Origin of the sequence: Kribbella sp. NPDC056951 (assembly GCF_042674205.1) — a bacterium.
GTDB classification, from domain to species: domain Bacteria; phylum Actinomycetota; class Actinomycetes; order Propionibacteriales; family Kribbellaceae; genus Kribbella; species Kribbella yunnanensis.
This window is the reverse complement of record NZ_JBHUQZ010000012.1, coordinates 99,318-117,469: the sequence shown is the minus strand read 5'-3', so window position 1 is coordinate 117,469 and position 18,152 is coordinate 99,318. Positions and strand designations below refer to the sequence as shown.

The following is an 18,152-nucleotide window of genomic DNA, read 5'->3' as shown; positions in this document are numbered from 1 at the left end:
TACTCCGCGCTCGCGAGTGTGGCGAGTGGGCGGTCGAGTGTGATCTCCATGTCGTTGTCCATCGTTTATCGACGGCATTCTCCCCACAGTCGGGACCGGGCTGCTCACGGCGGCGCGTCGAGCGGAGCCACCGTGCCGAATGGGTGCCCCGGGAAAGGAGGAAGGATGGGGCGGACCGCCAGCACTCACCAACTCTGCGCGACCGGCTCAGTTCACGCTCAGAGCGACCGGCCCGGACCGGCCAAATGCAGGTTAGTGAGTGGCGCAGGTCCGCCCACCTTCGCGACGCGTCACCTACTCCGCGAGCGCCTGCTCGATCCGCTCCACCTTCGCAGTGAGCTGCCCGGTAAATCCAGGCCGAATATCAGCCTTCAACACCAAGCTCACCCGAGGCGAAACCGCCCCCACCGCCTCAACAGCCTGCTTCACAACAGCCATCACCTCATCCCACTCACCTTCGATGTTGGTGAACATGGCGTTGGTCTCATTGGGAAGACCGGAGGCGCGAACGACGCGAACGGCCTCGGCCACCGCGTCGCTCACACCTCCGGTCTCGTCACCTGACAGGGGGCTGATGCTGAATGCGACGATCATGCATCCAGTTTGTCAGGCTCCCCTTCTTCGGCAGCGCGGCGTTCGGCGCCGCTGGTGGTGAGCAGGGGCTTCTCCTTGATGAAGACGACGGCGATGAGGGCCAGGACCGCGAACGGCACCGACATCATGAAGAGGTCAGCGGTTGCGTCGCCGTAGGCGTTCTCGACGACGGTGCGGATGGCGGGTGGGAGCTCGGCGATGTTCGGTACGGCGCCGCTGCCGCCCGTCGCGCCGCCGCCTGGGTTGAGGGTTTCGGCGATGTTGTTGGCCAGGATGGCGCCGAGGACGCTGACGCCGATGGTGCCGCCCATGCTGCGGAAGAAGCTGACCGCGGAGGTGGCCGCACCGAGCTCACGAGCCGGTACGTCGTTCTGCGCGGCCAGGACCAAGTTCTGCATGACCAGGCCGATGCCGACACCGAGGACGAGCATGAAGCCCCACAGCACGAACTTCGAGGTCTGTGCGTCGATCGTGCCGAACAGTGCCAGTCCGATCGGCAGCAGCACGCTGCCGATGACCAGGTAGATCTTCCACTTGCCGGTCTTCGTGATCAGGCCACCGGCGACCGTGGAGGCGCCCATCATGCCGATGATGAGCGGGAGGCCCATCAGGCCGGCGGCGGTCGGCGAGTAGCCCTGGGCGATCTGGAAGTACTGCGCCAGGAACACCGAGCCACCGAACATCGCCACACCGACCAGCGCGCTGGCGACGATGGACAGGCTGACTGTGCGGTTGCGGAACAGGTCCATCGGGATGATCGGCTCGGGGTGCTTGCGCTCTACGAGCACTGCGACCAGCAGCACCAGCAGAGCCCCGGCGACGAGCAGGAAGCTCTCCAGCGACACCCAGCCGAGCTTGCTGCCGAAGGAGGACCAGACCAGCAGCATGCTGACACCGGCTGTGATGAGCAACGCGCCCCACCAGTCGATCTTCACTTCTCGACGCACGGTCGCCAGATGCAGTGTGCGCTGCAGCAAGAACATCGCGACGAGCACGAACGGCACGCCGACCAGGAAGCAGGCCCGCCAGCCCAGCGGCGAGTCGACCAGGAAACCACCGAGCAGCGGCCCACCAACGGTCGCCGACGCGAAGACGGCACCGAAGATTCCGGAGTACCGGCCGAGTTCACGCGGCGGGATGATCGCCGCCATCACGATCTGCACCAGCGCGGTCAACCCGCCGCCGCCCAGACCCTGCAGAACCCGGCTGCCCAGCAGGACCTCGATGTTCGGGGCGAAACCCGCGACCAGCGAGCCGACCACGAAGAAGCCCAGTGACAGCTGGAGCAGCAGCTTGTTGTTGTAGAGATCGGCGAGCTTGCCCCACAACGGCACGGTGGCCGTCATCGCGAGCAGCTCGAGGGTGACGACCCAGGTGTACGACGATTGGCTCGCCCCCAGGTCGTGAATGATCCGCGGCAGCGCGGTCGACACCACGGTGCCGGCCAGGATCGCCACGAACAGCCCCATCATCAGACCCGAGATGGCCTGCACGGTCTGCCGCGGCGTCAGCGCCGCGACCGAACCGGTCCCCTCGGCCGAGGTCGTCGTCATGAAGAACCTTTCTGATAGTCAGGGTCGAGGCCCTGAGCAAGTAGTTGGAACGCTGCGTCGACCAGGTCCGCCGGGACCGAGCCCGGAGTGTCCTTGTGCATCTCGACGGCGACCCGGCAGGCCGCCCCGGCATTGCTGACGATCAGCCGCGCCCGGAGCGGGTCACCGATCCGCTCGGTGAGCGCCTCGGACAACTGCCGTTCGTCGTCCATGCTCGACAGCATCAGGTGGTACAGCAGGCTCGGCGAGCCCATGATCAGCTCACCGCGCCGCGACAACGCCCCCTCACTGATGAGGTCGCGCAGTACGTCGTGCACGATCAGCGACATCGTGGACAGCGGCGACTGCTCGGCCGGCGCCGTGGCGATCAGCTCCAGCGCCCGCTCCAGATGCGCGGGATTGCGCCCGAGGATCGCGTGCTCCTTGTGCGGGAAGTAGTTGAAGAACGTCCGCACCGACACATCGGCGGCCTCGGCGATCTCCTCGACCGTGACGTTGTCCGGCCCCTTGGCCAGCGCCAGCCGCAGCGCGGCCTCGGTCAGCGCCGCCCTCGTCTGGAGCTTCTTCCGCTCCCGCAACCCACCCTCTGCCTGACTCACCCGACCAGAGTAGGCAGATTCTTGCAGTCACTGCAAACTATTAGGCCGTGAAATTTTGCAGCTCTGCACGAAGGGGCACCAGCCACTCTAGGCGCGGTCCGGGACATGCCGAATGTATTTCACTTCCGTGATCACTCGACTACGGTGCGTCGAGTGACTTCCGAGACTCTTCCGTCCGCAATGACCCGCCGCCGGTTCGCCGGCCTGACCGCCCTCACCGCGGCCGCCGCGACCGGCCTCACCCGGATCGGGCCGGCCGAGGCCGCGCCGTACGTGCCTGCCCTCGTCGTCGGGACCGGGTACGGCGCCGCCGTCACCGCGTTGCGCCTCGGCACGGCCGGGATCCGGACCACGATGATCGAGATGGGCCAGCTGTGGAACACCCCCGGGAAGGACGGCAAGGTGTTCTGCTCGACCCTGAAACCGGACCGCCGCTCGATGTGGTTCTCGAGCCGCACCAAGGCGCCGCTCGACACCTTCCTCTGGCTCGACGTGGTCAACCGCGACCTCGGACGCCCGTACGCCGGCATCCTGGACCGGATCGATTTCCCGAACATGGGCGTGTACGTCGGTCGCGGAGTCGGCGGCGGTTCGCTGGTCAACGGCGGGATGGCGCCGACGCCGCAGCGCGCGTACTTCGAGAAGATGTTGCCGACGGTGGATGCGGACGCGATGTACAAGCGATACTTCCCGCTGGCCCGCCGGATGCTCGGCGTGAACACGATCGATCCCCGGTACCTGGAACAGACCCCGGTCTACAAGTACGCGCGCGTCTCCCGGCGGCATGCTCACCAGGCTGGCTTCCGGACGAGCGTCGTACCGAATGTCTATGACTTCAAGTACCTGCGACGCGAAGAGAACAAGCAAGCGCCGCGATCCGCGCTGGCCGGCGAAGTGATCTACGGCAACAACCACGGCAAGCAGTCACTGGACAAGACATACCTCGCCGACGCTCTCGGAACCGGCAACGTCACCATCCGAACCCTTACCCGCGTGACCACGATTCGCCAGCAGGGCAAGGGTTATCTGGTCGGTCTCGAACAGATCGATGTCTGGGGCAAGGTTGTTCGCCGGAGCGAGATCTCGTGCGGCTCCCTGTTCCTCGGTGCCGGCAGCATCGGCACCACCGAACTGTTGCTCAGAGCAAGAGAAACCGGGACCCTCCCCGACCTGCCGACCGCGATCGGCAACGGCTGGGGAACCAACGGCAACGTGATGACCGCGCGCGCCAACCACCTCTGGGACCCGACCGGCTCACTCCAGTCGACCATCCCAACCCTCGCGATCGACAACTGGAACGACCCGAAGCACCCGGCGTTCGCCGAGATCGCTCCCCTCCCCGTCGGCCTCGAGACCTGGGCCAGCCTCTACCTCGCCATCACCGTCAACCCCGAACGCGGTCGCTTCACCTACAACCACACCACCGACCGCGCCGAGCTCCAATGGTCCGCCAGCCAGAGCACCCCGTCACTCCGCTCAGCCCAAGCCTTGTTCGACAAGATCAACAATGCGATCGGTACGACGTACCGCCGCGATCTCTTCGCCGGCAACCGAGCCTTTGCCGCCGACTTCTGCTACCACCCCCTCGGCGGCGCCCTCCTCGGCAAAGCCACCGACAACTACGGCCGCGTCCGCAACCACCCAGGCCTCTACGTCACCGACAGCTCCCTCATCCCAGGCAGCCTCGGCGTCAACCCCTTCGTCACCATCACTGCCCTGGCCGAACGCAACATCGCCCACGTCCTCGCCACCGACCTGAAGCGCCGGTAGAATGTGTGCAGAGCCTCCGACGCAGACTTCCTGCGGTCGGAGGCTTTTGCGTATGACGACCATCCTGTACCGAGCCGCGATCCATGACCTTCGCGGCGACGCCGTCCTGCCGCTCAATGTGCTGCGCGAACAGCACCCGGACCTCTACGAACGCGAGGCCGCCAAGTACGCCATGCGCCCGGAGACGATGGCCTACCCGGTCCATCCCCTCGGATGCACCTGGACCGACGTCGTCTTCCTCTCCCCGGTCCACCCAGCCCCACTCTTCGAGGCCCTCCACGAATCCGGCCGCATCGGCCGCGTCGTCCCCGACTACTGGACCCTCGACGCCGACCTCCTGGACCCCGCCCGCACCTGCATCCTCCTCAAACGCCACGACCCCGAACTACGCCCGCAACCACCCGAAGACTTCATCCCCTACTCATCCACCACCGTCGCCACACTCACCCAGCCATCCGAGAAAGCGTTGCACCGCTTAAGAACCCTCAACCCCACCGAGCCGCTCTTCCCCTGGGCCGACATCCCCCACATCCTCCACCGCGGCCCCATCCCGGTCGCCCTCTTCCGCACAACCAACGGCGTACAGCAGTGAGTAGTAGCCGGCCGGATGCCCCTCGCCCACCGCCACTCCCTCGGCCTCCACCCAGGCATGCGCACCGAACGGCGGGTGCCGCCGGACGCCGACACACCAGACCGGCCACTGACCGCGTGCACGGCACAACAACGCCGTCGCGATCGACCTCGGCAGGCAACCCTGCGGTCCGGAACAATGGATGCTGACAGCAACAACAGCGGCCCTGGCCTGCGCGGTGAGTTGACCACCCGCAGGCCGGGATCCCTTGGCCAGCAAGGACATCGCCTTGCGCAACCGCCCGGGCGGCCGCTTCGCCAACACTCGTGCAACCGGTACGACGAACCACACCGCGACCCGCCACCGCCACGGCACCGACGTCGGGTCGAAGGTGATGACGCCGGTGGCGCTCACCTCGTGACCAACTTCGCCGCAGCGAGTTCACCCAGCAGCTCCTCGACGTCCACCCGCGCCGTGGCGACATCAACGGCGTACCGATCGGTGATCGCCGCAACAGCCTCCACGATCCCACCACCGTCGAGCATCGTCCGTACGGCGAGCACCCCGGACGGGTTGAGGCTGAAGAACCCGCCGGCAACTTCGTCCAGCAGCACCCATCCGTACTCGGTCTCGACCATCGTCACCGCAGTCCTGAGCTTCATCGCAGTCCCTTCAACCAGGCTTCGACTTCGAGCAACCGCCGGACCGGCCCGCACGTGTCCACGTCGTACGGTCCGCGACAGATCCGCCGTACGGCGTCGACGTCGATCAGCCCGAGTTGCGCGGTCCCGGAGTCCTCCAGCAACGCCAGCAACCCACGCCTGTGCTCGCTCCAGCCCTTGCTGACCGTCATGGAGATGTCCGACTTGCTCGCCCGCGCGAGCGCCCGGGGCGGAAGCACATCGGCCATCGCCTGCACCAGTAGCGGCTTGTAGCGCCGCGGATCGATCGCCTCATCAGGTCGTACGGCGAGGCAGGCCTCCAGCACGCGATCGTCGAAGAACGGGGACGCGACCGGTACGCCGTCGACTTCTCCGAGTTGCGCCACATGCCGGGCAGCCAATGCGCCGGTGTGGACGAACTCGAGCGTCGCATGCATTCCGCGCGCCTCGGCCAACGGCTCGGCCGCTTCAGCGAAGGCGCCGCGCACCAACTCGACCGCGTGCCCAGTCAGCCAGTGCGGCAACTGCGGCGGGACACCCCAGCCCAGAACATGCATCTCCGTTGACTGCTTGCGTTCGAGGCTGGTCGCAAACCAGTCGGCGTACGTCGTCCGATCCGCCAGCAGCCCTGCCACCGCACCAGCCGTCAGCCGGTACTTCGCCTGCACCCGACGCGCCAATCGGGCCGCGCGCAAGGGATGCCGGCGCGCGACATCGGCCAGCCAAACCGGCGGCGGCATCAGCAGTTCGTCTCCACCGTGTCCAGCGAACCGCAGCTCCGCTCCATACTTCGCGGCCCGCGCACTCGCCGTACCGATCCGGGAGCGGTAGGCGGAGACCCAAGTCGGCTCGTCGAAGAGACTGCCGTCAACCCCGTCGAACGGCAACGGCGCCTGCTCGGCCGCCAGTACGTCGTGCTCGGCCCCGAAATGCTCTGCCAGGTACTGCGCGGCCGCGACATCCTCGTCCATCGGATCATCGGCCTGATGGGTCAGCGCGACCACCGGACCACCGCGAACCGCCAGCCCGAACAGCGAGCTGGAGTCCAACCCACTGAGATCACAAGCCACTTTCGCCTTACCCTGCTGGCGAATTCGGACCGCATCCGCCAACGCCTCGCGCAACGCAACCGCCGCGTCGGCCAACGCCAACTCGGGCTCCGGCGGAGTCCACCACCGATCGAACCGTCCCGAAGCCAGGTCCACCCAATGCCCCGGCGGTACGGCGGCCACCCCCGACCACACCGAATGCCACGCCAGCGGCCACGGCGCTTCGGGCGAAAGCAACCGCAACGCAATCCCCAACGGATCAGGGCCTGCTCCGGCCAATCCGGCCAGCACATCCGCCCGGTCGGACGCGATCCCGAGACCGTTCACCCGCGCATGAAACACCCGCCGCAGCCCAGACGCCGTACCGCGAACCCGGACGTGCCCGTCCACAACCTCCAGCACATGCACGCTGCCCGCTTCACCCAGTACGACGCGCAGTCGATCCCGCGCGTCGATCGCCACCTCGGCGCCGCGCGCGAGCACGAACGGTCGCCCCGACGGATAGCAGATCTCGTGCTCCGCCTCGATCCGCGCCGCGATCACCCCAGCGGCCTCGACATCAGGCAGTGCCACGAACCACGACGTACGGGCAGCCCACCCGGTCTCCCGGACGGGCTGCCCACTCGCGAGGATCAGAGCCCGCGCCGCCCGCCGGACCCGTCTTCCCACTTGCCGGTCCGCCCGGCCGTCACCTGCCCGAACTCACCGTGCCGCGTCAGCGTCGGCCGCTCGTACTCCTGCTTGTCCGTCTCCTCGTGCATCTGTGTCTCCACATCTCCCGATGACATGACGTTCCCCGTTCTACCCGCCACCGCCATCCCCGGTCACGCCCTTTCGAGCCTGCCCGAACCCCTTGCCAATCCGGTCTGGACCGCGATACGTCAGTCCGCGCTCTCACTGTCCCGGCTGGTCATGACGTCGCCGAGGAGCGGCCGCAGCCGGGTCCGGGCTCGGACGCAACGACGCGCGACCGCAGCCCGAGAACAGCCGAGGATCAGGGCCGCCTCGTCCAGCGAACGGCCCTCGATGTCGACCAGGACGAGTGCCTCCCGCTGTCCGGCGTCGAGCCGTTCCATTGCGGCCAAGAGGTCAAGCCTGCGCTGGCGTTCCTTGGCTGTCGGCGGGCCAGGCTCATCATCGCCTCGGCCCTGGCGGCGACGGAGGCGGTCCAGGCACGCGTTCACCACGATCCGATGCAGCCAGGTGACCACCTTCGTGTCGCCACGGAACGAGTCGGCCCGGAGGAACGCCGTACCGAACGCTGTCTCGAGCGCTTCGGCCGCTTCGTCTGGCTCGCCCAGGGTCCGGATCGCGACTGCCCGCATCCGGTCCCGATGCCGCTCGACCAGGATGGCGAACGCATCCGGATCACCCGCCGCGTGCAGCTGCATCAGCTCGTCGTCGTCCATCGACCGATCGCTCCCGGCCACGAGAGTCATCGTGCCGTCCCCTGACCGGGCCGACCTCGCGCGGGCCCACGCCATCTGCAGGTCGCGGTCCGCAGCATGGCGACGTACCAGGTCGAGTTGCTCGTCGGTGGTCCGGCGGCGGAGGCTCTTGGCTGCGTCGCTCCCCAACGACGACTGCTGGATCAGCTCGTGGATCGTGGGTTCTTCCGCTGTCATCACTCCCCCTCTCGCTGCAGGCGGGCCTTCTGGGTGGTGCGGAAGCGGTGCAGGACACCCTCGACGGCACGCACCGAGGTCTCGTCGAGCATGTCGACGATCTCTGCGTGCGAGTAGCCGTTCATGCTCAGCTCGACGATCGCCCGGGTCCGGGGATCGAGCTTCGCCAGGCAGTCGTCGACCCAGAGGTTGCCGGCGACGAGGCCGGCCGGATCCTGCGCTGTTGCCTCACCCGCGGGCTCGATCAGGTCCTGCCGCTCGGCTCGGCGGTACCGGCGGAACTCGTTCGGGAAGACGAAGACACAGCTCCCGGTGAAGTAGGTGGTCAGGCTCGCCCCGCCGTCGACGTTCCAGCCACCTCCGACCAGCGCGCGACTCCGGAACTGGCGCAACGCCTGGGCGACCGTCATGCTCGCGAGCTCCTCGCGAACGGCCGGATCGCGCCGCAGGCGGTCCAGTTCGGTCGCGGTCGGCGCGAGCCGGAATCCACGCTCGGCCGCGAGCGGAAAGATATACCCCGAGAACATCCAGCCGCACAGCACCGGGATCGCGTAGCGCGCCAGCTCGTCCGCGAACATCTCGTACTCGATTCCTCGAAAGCCGCGCTCCCGCAATCTGTTCAGCAGTTGCTGATCACCTTGCCGGCGCCGCAACCGGTCGGCGGCGGTCGCCGGGTCTCGGTCGGGCAGGTGTGCAGGTTGTAAGTCCTGCGCTTCCCCCTGCTCGCTGGTGCTCACGGGACCTCACTTCGCTCGGGACCACCTGATCGACGGTGGTAGGTCGCCTCCACCCGATCACCCCACGCGGAAAACCCAGAAATCTTTCGCCGTGGGGCCCTCGCCTGCGCACGACCTATAGCTCCGCGCACGATCCAGCCAAGGAGGTACCAGTGAACCAGTCCCGCGGTCTTCTTTCAGTGCGCGCGGTAGTCATCCTGCTCATTGCATCCGTTGTGGGGTGCATCGCGGGAACCCTCGCCTTCCTGGCCGGCCAGCCCTTGGCCGCAGCCGTCCTGGTCGGCGGTGGCGCGGCGGGCGGCACCCTCGGGCTCGCCCACACCCTCATCCAGGAACGCTGAGTCGTCCTGATACTTCCGACCTGAACGCCATCGGCGTCTGCCCGGTCCGCTGCACGAAGTACTTGGCGAACTGCGTAGGCGTCCGGAAGCCAAGCTGCTGCGAGATCTGTACGGCGCTGTCATCGCTGTGCGCCAGCAGTCGCTTGGCCTCCAGCACCACGCGGCGATCGATGAACGCCTTCGCGCTTACCCCGGCGGCCGCCTGAGTCGCCCGCGCCAGCGTCTTCGCCGAGTAGCCCAGCGACCGCGCGTAATCCTCGACGCGCCTGGTCCGCGTGAAGTCGCTGTCGACCGCAGACCTGAAGCGCAGGTACGCCGGATCCGCCGCCACCGCATGATCGGTCACCGGCATCGCAAGGTGCGTCAACCGCAGAACCAAGACCGCGAGCAGGTATCGAAGCGCCGCTGCATGGGATTCCAGCGGCATCCGACCGAGCGCACGAAACTCAAGCGCAAGATGGTCGAGCGCCATTCGCACACTCGCCGCATCCTCCGGCGACGGCTGTCGAAGTACCGGCACGTTCGGGTCGTCGAGCTGCACCCGGCCGGCGGTCTGCGCATCCAGATGACTCGGCTGGAACAGCACGAGGTCGCCCGTCACCCCGGCCAACGCACCCCACTGCTGCACCTGACCAGGCCGAATCCACAGCCAGTCACCCGCGGCCAGTTCGTAGGTCCGGAAGTCGATCGTCTGCTGCAGCGATTCACCAGTCACCGCGATCAGTTGGTGGAAGTGCGGCCGCTGCGGCCGCGCCAGCCGCTCGGGCGATATCCGGCCGGCGAGCTCGGTCAGCGACATGACCTCGATACCGGCCGGCGTCCCCGCCGGGGCGGCGAACTGCAGGCTCGGGATCGTCAGTCCGGTTTTGACCATCATCGGTCTCGATCCTCACACAATTTTGCGGTAAATGGCTCCTAGATTTCAGATACCAGAGTCCGAAAAGGACCTTCAGACAGGATAGGAGCTCCCGATGAGCGCGAAGAAGATCGTGATCCAGGCGACGACCGAACTGTTCGGCGCCAAGGACCCGTCAGCGGTCGACCGCTGGGTCGCCGCCGACTACCGCCAGCACAGCACCCTCGCCGCCGACGGCCCGGCCAGTCTCCGCGAGTTGGTCGCCAGCCTCGGCGACGACTTCCGGTACGACGGCGCCCGCGTCCTCGCCGATGGCGACTTGGTCGCCCTGCACGGCGTCTACCACGGCTTCGGCCCGGAACCGCTGGTCGGCTTCGACATCTTCCGGATCGATGCCGAAGGCAAGCTTGCCGAGCACTGGGACGCCCTCACCCCGCAGGTCACCGACACCGCCTCCGGCCGCACCCAGGTCGACGGCCCCACCACCGTCACCGAGCCGGACCAGACCGAGGCCAACCGCGCGCTCGTCACCGAGTTCGCCGAGCGGGTCCTGGTCGGCGCCGACTACTCCGTCCTCACCGACTTCATCTCCACCGAGACCTACGACCAGCACAACCCCGAGGCCGCCGACGGTCTGGCCGGCTTCGGCGCGGCCGCCGCGAAGTGGGCCGAGGAGGGCAAAACCCTTGTCTACAAGACGATCCACCGCGTGATCGCCGAGGGCGAGTTCGTGCTACTGCAGTCCGAGGGCGAGTTCGGCGTACCGGTCGCGTACTACGACCTCTTCCGCGTCGCCGACGGCAAGATCGTCGAGCACTGGGATGTCATCACCCCGATCCCCGCCACCCTGCCGCACACCAACGGCCTGTTCTGAGCAGTGACGGGCTTCACGGCGACCTGCGGTAGATATGCATAGCACTCCTATGTATATTCGAAGGCGTGGACCTGAATGAGCTGGGTGTCGAGGTCGTGGTCGCGTCCGCGCGGTTGACGCGGATGGCGAGCCGGGACGTGAGTGCGTTACCGCACGCGGCGATGCGGTTGCTCGGCCGGCTGGACGAACTGGGCCCGACCCGGATCAGTGATCTGGCGAAGGCGGACCGGTGTTCGCAGCCGACGATGTCCACGCTGGTGCAGCGACAGGAAGAACAAGGGTGGGTACGGCGTGCGCCGGATCCCGCCGATTCGCGCGCCAGCCTGATCAGCCTCACGAAGACAGGCCTGACCGAACTGCAGCGCGCCCGCCGGGAGGCGGGCGCCGCGGTCGCGGCCAGATTCCGTCACCTTCCGGCGGCCGACCTCGAAACCCTCGAAGACGCGGTCGCCGTGATGCACAAAGTTCTCACCCTCGAAGTTCTGGAGGATGCTCCCCAGTGAGCTCGTTCTTGAAGCAACCCAAGTCCGTCTGGGCGGTCGCGTTCGCCTGTGTGATCGCGTTCATGGGCATCGGCCTGGTGGACCCGATCCTCAAGCCGATCGCCGAACAACTGCACGCCAGCCCGTCCCAGGTGTCGCTGCTGTTCACCAGCTACATGGCGGTCATCGGTATCGCGATGCTGATCACCGGCGCGGTCTCCAGCCGGATCGGCGCGAAGCGCACTCTGCTGATCGGTCTCGCGATCATCGTGGTGTTCAGCGCGCTGGCCGGTCTGTCCAACTCGATCGGCATGATCGTCGCCTTCCGGGCGGGCTGGGGTCTGGGCAACGCGCTGTTCATCGCGACCGCCTTGGCCACCATTGTGAATTCCGCGGCAGGCTCAGTCGCCGAAGCGATCATCCTGTACGAGGCTGCACTCGGGGTCGGGATCGCAGCCGGTCCGCTGGTCGGCGGTGAGCTCGGCACGATCTCGTGGCGCGGCCCGTTCTTCGGTGTCGCCGTGCTGATGACGATCGCCTTGGCCGCAACCGCCTTCCTGCTGCCGTCCACGCCACCCGAAGCCCGCCGTACGTCGATCCTCGAACCCCTGAAGGCGTTGCGCCACCGCTCCCTCGCGACCGTCGCCGTCACCGCACTGCTCTACAACTTCGGCTTCTTCACCCTGCTCGCGTTCACCCCGTTCCCGCTCGCGATGTCCGCGCGACAGATCGGCCTGATCTTCTTCGGCTGGGGTATCGGGCTCGCGGTCACCTCGGTATTCGTGGCGCCGCGGTTGCAGCGCTGGTTCGGCACGCTCCCGGTGGTGATGACGTCGCTACTGCTGTTCGGCGCCGACCTCGCCGTGATGGGCATCTTCGCCCACCACAAGGCAGTCCTGGCGATCGGCGTGATCGTCGCCGGCCTCTTCCTCGGCGTGAACAACACCCTGATCACCGAAGCCGTGATGGGCGCCGCGCCGGTCGAGCGCGGTACGGCGTCCGCGGCGTACTCGTTCGTCCGCTTCTCCGGCGGCGCCGTCGCCCCCTGGCTGGCCGGCAAACTCGGCGAAGAGGTCAACATCCAACTCCCCTTCTACGTCGGCGCCTTCGCCGTCATCCTCGCGGTCGCCGTCCTAGCCACCGGCTGGAAGCCCCTCGCCCACCTCCGCATCCCCGCCCCCCACTCCGAACCCGAAGCCGAAGCCCTAACCGCCGCCGACGCCTAACCCATAAGGTGGTCTACCTGGGCGCGCGGAAGTCGATTTCCGGGGGCGGTGATCGCGGTTAGGGTCGGTGGGTATGACGACGACAGCGTGGCCCTTGCTTCGTACGTACACCGGACGTCAACTGCGGCGAATCGCCTTACCGCTCGGCGGAATCGGCACCGGCACGGTCAGCTTCGGCGGCCGCGGCAACCTCCGCGACTGGGAGATCGTCAACCGCCCGGCCAAGGGATTCCACCCCGGTACGGCGTTCTTCGCCCTCCGCACCGAGTCGCCCGACGGCACCGTCACCACCCGAGCCGCCGAAGGCCCACTCGACCTCAGCGACTACGAAGGCGCCCACGGCAGCCCCGCCCAAAGCCACGGCCTCCCCCGCTTCCGCGAAGCCACCTTTGGTACGGCGTACCCCTTCGCGCGACTCGCCTTGCGCGACAACGACGTGCCGGTGGAACTCGCCGTCGAAGCATTCACCCCGTTCGTCCCCACCGATGTCGAAGCCAGCTCCTGGCCAGTCGCCGTACTCCGCTTCGCAGTCACCAATCCAACCGATCAGCCCCTCGAAGTGTCACTGGCCGGCTCGTTGCAGAACTTCATCGGCCGCGACGGCACCACCGACGTTGCTAAAAGCAACTACAACACCACCGCAACCGGCAGCATGGGATCGGGCGGCGGCCTCCTCCCCAAGCGCCAAGCGGATGGAACGATCTCCGAAGGAGGTGCCGACGGCGAGTTGCAGGAGTCGCGTGCCGACGGGGTGCTTCTCCAGAGCCGCGGCGTCTCCCCCGATGCCGAGCAGTTTGGGTCGATTGCGCTTGCGGTGCTCGACGGGCGGGACGTGACCCGTCGTACCGGGTGGGCGGATCGGACGTGGGGTGACAGCTTGCTCGACTTCTGGGACGACTTCAGCGCGGACGGCCGACTCGACGAGCGCACCAGCGAGTCCGCAACCCCGGTCGCCTCGGTGGCAGATCGTCGTACCGTCGCCGCCGGCGCGACCGAGCGCTTCACCTTCCTGCTCGGCTGGCACTTCCCGAACCGTCTCGCCTGGGAGAAACCCGACCTCGTCGGCAACCACTACACAACCCTCGCCGACGACGCCTGGACCACGGTCTGCCGATTCGCATCCCAGCTCGAATCGCTGGAACGCCGTACCGTCGCCTTCGTCTCGGACTTCCTCGCCAGCGACCTCCCCGACCAGGTGAAAGAGGCCGCGCTCTTCAACCTCAGCACCCTGCGCACCCAAACCGTATTCCGCACCCCAGACGGCCGGTTCTTCGGCTGGGAAGGCTGTTCGGATCACGTCGGCAGCTGCTTCGGGAGCTGCACCCACGTCTGGAACTACGAACAGGCGACGCCGTACCTGTTCGGCGAGATCGCCCGCTCCCTGCGCGAAGTCGAGTTCGCCCACGCGACCGACGACCAAGGCCTGATGAGCTTCCGCGTCGGCCTCCCCTTGGAGACCAACGCACAGGACTGGCGCGTCGCCGCGGCCGACGGTCAGCTCGGTTGCCTCGTGAAGCTGTACCGCGACTGGCGACTCAGCGGCGACGACCAACTGCTCCACAACCTCTGGCCGGCCGCCCGCCGCACCCTGGAGTTCTGCTGGATCAAGGGCGGCTGGGACGCCGATCGCGACGGCGTGATGGAGGGTTGCCAGCACAACACCATGGACGTCGAGTACTACGGTCCCAACCCGCAAATGCAGTCGTGGTACCTAGCGGCACTCCGCGCATCCGAGGAAATGGCCCGCCACCAAGGCGACGACAAGCTCGCCGACGAGTGCCGCCGCCTCTTCGACCACGGCAGCACATGGATGGACGAACACCTGTTCAACGGCGAGTACTACCGCCACGACATCCGCCCACAAGCCCTGGCCGACATCGCCCCCGGCCTGCGCGAATCCATGGGCGCCGACGACCCGACCAACCCCGTCTTCCAACTCGGCGATGGTTGCCTCATCGACCAATTGGCCGGCCAACACCTCGCCCGCATCGCCGGTTTCGACTCACTCCTCGACCCCGCCCGCGTGCGAACCACCTTGACCAGCATCCTCCGCCACAACCGCCTCGAAGGTTTCCACGGTCACTTCAACCACATGCGCAGCTACGTGCTCGGCGATGAGACCGCCGTACTGATGTGCACCTACCCGCGCGGCAACCGCCCCGAGCGCCCGTTCCCTTACTTCAGCGAAGTGATGACCGGCTTCGAGCACATCCTCGCCGTCGGCCTCATCCAGGAAGGCCTGATCGACGAGGGTCTCCAGGTGATCACCGATATCCGCGCCCGGTACGACGGCGAACGCCGCAACCCGTACGACGAGACCGAATGCGGTCATCACTACGCCCGCGCAATGGCGAGCTGGGGCGCGGTCGTCGCCCTCACCGGCTTCGACTACGACGGCCGCACCGGTGCCATGCGCTTCGGCACCCCCGGCACCCACTTCTGGTCAACCGGCAACGCCTTCGGCACCCTCGATCACAACGGCCTCCACGTCCGCGAAGGCACCCTCTTCCTCACCTCCCTCAGCCTCCCCGGCGAACCCCCAATCACCCTCACCGGCGACACCCTCGCCGCCGGATCGACAATCCCCTTCAACTGATCACCCGAAGAACAGGACGTATACCTGTACCCGGCACCCCCGCCAGGCTCAGCCCGGCCCGGCCGAGGCTCCACATCGGGGACACCTCCTGTTCTTAGGAGGATCATTCGCGGGCGGCGAGCAGGGCGATCGGTCGTTGTTTGGTCGCCTGGTGGGCGGTGCCGGCCGCGGCCGCGCCGACTACCAGGAGCGCCGCGCCGAGGATGAGCCCAAGAAGCCGCCACGGCATTGCCACCGCGGCGAGGCCGTAGGGGCCAGCGGCGATTCCGGCGAGGGCTGCGGCGGCGACCACCGCACCGAGCAGTACGCCGGTCAGGACGACCGTGACCGATTCGGTCAGGGCGACTGCGATCACCTGGCGACGGGTGAGCCCGGCCATCCGGGCCAACGCGAACTCGCGGCGCCGGTCCGCGGTCGACATCACCACGGCGTTGACGACAGCGACGGCGGTGAAGATCCCGGCCAGCCCCATCAGCGCGGCGAAGAGGCCGGTGTTGTTGCGTTGCTGCGCATCACCCCGAGCCTTCGCCCACTCGCCAACCGTCTGAATCGAACCCGGAAGGCCCGCCGCAACAGTCTTCGGGTCGATGCCTGGAGCAACCTTCACCAGCGTCTCGGTGCGACCACCGGCCGGCAGCAAGGACAACGGCAGGAAGAAGTTCTCGCTGACGTCGAGCGTCTCCGGCATGATCGCGACTACCTTCACGGCAACCTTCTTCTTGCCCATGGCAACAGTCAGTGTCGACCCGAGTTTGAACCCCTCGGCCGCCATCCCCGGACCGATCGCGATCGTCTGCCCGGACAGCTTGTCGAGCGATCCCTTCCGCGGCCGCAGCGCATGTGTCTGCTGATACGCCACCGGATCGATCCCCACCGCCTCGGAATACACCGTGTTCTTCCCCCGCGAAACCACCACCGGTACGGCGGTCTGCCGCGAAACGACCGCGATCCCGGGGCCGGCCGGTACCGCGCGGTCGACGACCAGGTCGGCGGTGATCAACCGCTGCTGCTCAACCCCGACCGCCTTGGCCTGCGAACCGAACGTTCCCCACAGACCGACCACCAACCCGACCAGCACGATCAACGGTGCCGCAGTCGCCGCACTCCGCCGTACGGCGTGGAGGACGCCGGCACGAGCGAGGTCCGCGATCAGGTGACCGCGAAGGACCGCAGCCGGTAGCCGACCGGCCCACGGTACGACGATCGGGCTGAGCTGGCTGAGCGCGACCGAGCCACTGACCAGCACCATCAGTCCGATCAGCAGACCGGCCACCAGATCACGTGCGGCCTGGGCGGTGATCACCATGGCCACGGTTGCCGCAGCGGCCGACAGTCCCCAGAACCACCGCCAGCCGGTCATCACCCGTTGCGAAGAACGGCTCTCGGTCAGGGCCTCCAGTGCGTTGACCCGAGATGCACGCCACGCAGCCGCGAGTACGCCTGTGAGCGCCGTACCGACCCCAACGATCACCGCAGACCACAGCGCACCTTGACTCCACGGTGCAGCGAACCACTCCGGCAACATGCCGAGCCTGATCATCAGAGCCGACTGACCCCACGTCGCAAGCAGTCCAACCGGCACACCGATCGCTGAGCCCAGCAAACCGAGCAGTGCGGCCTCGCAGACCAGCATCAGGCACAGATAGCCCCGCTGCGCGCCGACCAGTCGCAGCAGCCCCAGTTCGCGCCGCCGCTGCACCACGGTGAACCCAAATGTCGTACTGACGATGAACACGGTCAGAAACACCGCAAGCATCACCGACATCCCCAGCAGCGTTCCGGCGCCCACATACCCCTCACGGATCTGGGCGCGCTCGTACGCCGACAGTCCGGCCGGCAGCGCGGGTCGGCCGGTGGCGGCCAGCATCTGGAGACCCGACTGGACCAGTCCGACGCCGAGAGCCACCGCAACGACCGCTCCGGCGAACAACTGCCACCTGTCCCGCACAGCACCAACCGACAACCTGAGCATGCCCTCAACCCAACAGGGGCGCGGGTTTGATCACCCTGGCCCGCGCACCCCAGTCGGGGTAGCTCACGCGCTACCGCAGTACGTCGAGCAGTGCCGCGATGTCAGCGCGGTCGACCTCGCGCGCCCCGATCAGGCACTGCATCAGGAGACCGTCGAGAGCGGCGACCAGGAGCTGTGCCTTCCGCGGATCCGCCGTGAAGGTCCGGGCGATATCAGTCATCGGCTCCAGCCAGGCGGCTGCGGCAGACCGCAGTTCCGGGCGACGAGCGGCGTACAAGTAGAGCTCGTAGAGCGCGAGCGTGCGGCCGCGTCGCCGTACCAGGTTGTGCTCGATGAGCCGGGCGAGCTCGTCGGTCGGCCGCGGGCCTAGTTCACTGCCCCAGCCATGCAGTTCGGTGGCCAGGTCGTCGGCCGCCCAGGTCAGTGCGGCGACCATCAGATCGTCGAGGGTCGCGAAGTGATAGGTGATCGACGCGACCGACACATCGGCCTTCGCGGCGACCGCACGATGACTCACACCTGCGACTCCGTCGCATCGGATCACCTCGACGACGGCCTGCAGAAGCTCGTTCCGCCGCAGCTCACCGCGCTTGCGGCGGCCGTCGGGAGTCATAATCGGCAAACTATCAGGACACCTGTACGGAT

General features: G+C 67.3%; 20 protein-coding genes. 8 read left to right on the top strand and 12 right to left on the bottom strand.

Annotated features, from left to right (window positions below; all coding sequences use genetic code 11):
* Positions 1 to 294: 294 nt before the first annotated feature.
* The 3 genes from ACFTSF_RS33700 to ACFTSF_RS33690 are packed head-to-tail and all read right to left on the bottom strand — an operon-like array spanning position 295 to position 2,746.
* A complete protein-coding gene (locus ACFTSF_RS33700; RefSeq protein ID WP_380158683.1) occupies positions 295 to 594 on the bottom strand; it encodes an MTH1187 family thiamine-binding protein in 300 nt (99 codons plus the stop codon).
* Positions 591 to 2,147, bottom strand: a complete 1,557-nt coding sequence (locus ACFTSF_RS33695) for an MFS transporter (RefSeq protein WP_380158681.1) — start codon at positions 2,145 to 2,147, stop codon at positions 591 to 593. The genes ACFTSF_RS33700 and ACFTSF_RS33695 overlap by 4 nt, the downstream gene beginning before the upstream one ends.
* Positions 2,144 to 2,746 (bottom strand): TetR family transcriptional regulator, encoded by a 603-nt coding sequence (locus ACFTSF_RS33690; RefSeq protein ID WP_380158679.1) that lies wholly within the window; start codon positions 2,744 to 2,746, stop codon positions 2,144 to 2,146. The genes ACFTSF_RS33695 and ACFTSF_RS33690 overlap by 4 nt, the downstream gene beginning before the upstream one ends.
* A gap of 153 nt (positions 2,747 to 2,899) precedes the next feature.
* Between ACFTSF_RS33690 and ACFTSF_RS33685 the strand changes: the two genes are divergently transcribed.
* Together ACFTSF_RS33685 and ACFTSF_RS33680 are read left to right on the top strand one after the other, a co-directional pair.
* The gene (locus tag ACFTSF_RS33685) at positions 2,900 to 4,516 is read left to right on the top strand and encodes a GMC oxidoreductase (protein WP_380158677.1); all 1,617 of its coding nucleotides are present in this window, start codon (positions 2,900 to 2,902) and stop codon (positions 4,514 to 4,516) included.
* Between the two features lie 52 nt (positions 4,517 to 4,568).
* The gene (locus tag ACFTSF_RS33680) at positions 4,569 to 5,108 is read left to right on the top strand and encodes a hypothetical protein (RefSeq protein ID WP_380158675.1); all 540 of its coding nucleotides are present in this window, start codon (positions 4,569 to 4,571) and stop codon (positions 5,106 to 5,108) included.
* On the opposite strand, the gene ACFTSF_RS33675 is transcribed toward ACFTSF_RS33680, so the two are convergent.
* Positions 4,992 to 5,411: a lasso peptide biosynthesis B2 protein gene (locus tag ACFTSF_RS33675; protein WP_380158852.1), complete on the bottom strand. Its 420-nt coding sequence runs from the start codon at positions 5,409 to 5,411 to the stop codon at positions 4,992 to 4,994. The two genes, ACFTSF_RS33680 and ACFTSF_RS33675, sit on opposite strands and share 117 nt — an antisense overlap.
* On the opposite strand from ACFTSF_RS33675, the gene ACFTSF_RS33670 reads away from it, so the two are divergent.
* Positions 5,377 to 5,508 carry a hypothetical protein gene (locus tag ACFTSF_RS33670; protein WP_380158860.1) on the top strand — a complete coding sequence of 44 codons (132 nt, stop codon included), beginning with the start codon at positions 5,377 to 5,379 and terminating at the stop codon, positions 5,506 to 5,508. The two genes, ACFTSF_RS33675 and ACFTSF_RS33670, sit on opposite strands and share 35 nt — an antisense overlap.
* On the opposite strand, the gene ACFTSF_RS33665 is transcribed toward ACFTSF_RS33670, so the two are convergent.
* The 5 genes from ACFTSF_RS33665 to ACFTSF_RS33645 form a co-directional block, all read right to left on the bottom strand.
* Positions 5,498 to 5,749 carry a lasso peptide biosynthesis PqqD family chaperone gene (locus ACFTSF_RS33665; protein ID WP_380158673.1) on the bottom strand — a complete coding sequence of 84 codons (252 nt, stop codon included), beginning with the start codon at positions 5,747 to 5,749 and terminating at the stop codon, positions 5,498 to 5,500. The two genes, ACFTSF_RS33670 and ACFTSF_RS33665, sit on opposite strands and share 11 nt — an antisense overlap.
* Entirely contained in the window at positions 5,746 to 7,467 is a 1,722-nt protein-coding gene (locus ACFTSF_RS33660) for an asparagine synthase-related protein (RefSeq protein ID WP_380158671.1), read from the bottom strand. Before ACFTSF_RS33660 ends, ACFTSF_RS33665 begins: the two co-directional genes overlap by 4 nt.
* Complete coding sequence (locus tag ACFTSF_RS33655) at positions 7,431 to 7,559, bottom strand: lasso RiPP family leader peptide-containing protein (RefSeq protein ID WP_344149908.1); 129 nt, start codon at positions 7,557 to 7,559, stop codon at positions 7,431 to 7,433. Before ACFTSF_RS33655 ends, ACFTSF_RS33660 begins: the two co-directional genes overlap by 37 nt.
* A gap of 120 nt (positions 7,560 to 7,679) precedes the next feature.
* Entirely contained in the window at positions 7,680 to 8,423 is a 744-nt protein-coding gene (locus ACFTSF_RS33650; protein WP_380158669.1) for a sigma-70 family RNA polymerase sigma factor, read from the bottom strand.
* Complete coding sequence (locus ACFTSF_RS33645; RefSeq protein WP_380158667.1) at positions 8,423 to 9,160, bottom strand: RNA polymerase sigma factor; 738 nt, start codon at positions 9,158 to 9,160, stop codon at positions 8,423 to 8,425. Before ACFTSF_RS33645 ends, ACFTSF_RS33650 begins: the two co-directional genes overlap by 1 nt.
* Before the next feature lie 152 nt (positions 9,161 to 9,312).
* On the opposite strand from ACFTSF_RS33645, the gene ACFTSF_RS33640 reads away from it, so the two are divergent.
* Entirely contained in the window at positions 9,313 to 9,501 is a 189-nt protein-coding gene (locus ACFTSF_RS33640) for a hypothetical protein (RefSeq protein ID WP_380158665.1), read from the top strand.
* Here ACFTSF_RS33640 and ACFTSF_RS33635 read toward each other — a convergent pair.
* Entirely contained in the window at positions 9,485 to 10,378 is an 894-nt protein-coding gene (locus ACFTSF_RS33635; RefSeq protein ID WP_380158663.1) for a helix-turn-helix domain-containing protein, read from the bottom strand. The two genes, ACFTSF_RS33640 and ACFTSF_RS33635, sit on opposite strands and share 17 nt — an antisense overlap.
* Positions 10,379 to 10,472: 94 nt before the next feature.
* Between ACFTSF_RS33635 and ACFTSF_RS33630 the strand changes: the two genes are divergently transcribed.
* The 4 genes from ACFTSF_RS33630 (at position 10,473) to ACFTSF_RS33615 (ending at position 15,535) form a co-directional block, all read left to right on the top strand.
* The gene (locus ACFTSF_RS33630) at positions 10,473 to 11,231 is read left to right on the top strand and encodes a nuclear transport factor 2 family protein (protein ID WP_380158661.1); all 759 of its coding nucleotides are present in this window, start codon (positions 10,473 to 10,475) and stop codon (positions 11,229 to 11,231) included.
* 65 nt (positions 11,232 to 11,296) lie between these two features.
* On the top strand, positions 11,297 to 11,734 hold the full coding sequence (locus ACFTSF_RS33625; protein WP_380158659.1) for a MarR family winged helix-turn-helix transcriptional regulator: 438 nt from the start codon (positions 11,297 to 11,299) through the stop codon (positions 11,732 to 11,734).
* The gene (locus tag ACFTSF_RS33620) at positions 11,731 to 12,939 is read left to right on the top strand and encodes an MFS transporter (protein WP_380158658.1); all 1,209 of its coding nucleotides are present in this window, start codon (positions 11,731 to 11,733) and stop codon (positions 12,937 to 12,939) included. The genes ACFTSF_RS33625 and ACFTSF_RS33620 overlap by 4 nt, the downstream gene beginning before the upstream one ends.
* Before the next feature lie 73 nt (positions 12,940 to 13,012).
* On the top strand, positions 13,013 to 15,535 hold the full coding sequence (locus ACFTSF_RS33615; RefSeq protein WP_380158656.1) for a GH116 family glycosyl-hydrolase: 2,523 nt from the start codon (positions 13,013 to 13,015) through the stop codon (positions 15,533 to 15,535).
* 103 nt (positions 15,536 to 15,638) lie between these two features.
* Here the strand turns inward: ACFTSF_RS33615 and ACFTSF_RS33610 are convergent, their stop codons facing one another.
* Positions 15,639 to 17,507 (bottom strand): FtsX-like permease family protein, encoded by a 1,869-nt coding sequence (locus ACFTSF_RS33610; RefSeq protein ID WP_380158655.1) that lies wholly within the window; start codon positions 17,505 to 17,507, stop codon positions 15,639 to 15,641.
* A 70-nt stretch (positions 17,508 to 17,577) separates the two neighbouring features.
* A complete protein-coding gene (locus ACFTSF_RS33605) occupies positions 17,578 to 18,120 on the bottom strand; it encodes a TetR/AcrR family transcriptional regulator (protein WP_380158653.1) in 543 nt (180 codons plus the stop codon).
* Positions 18,121 to 18,152: the final 32 nt, after the last annotated feature.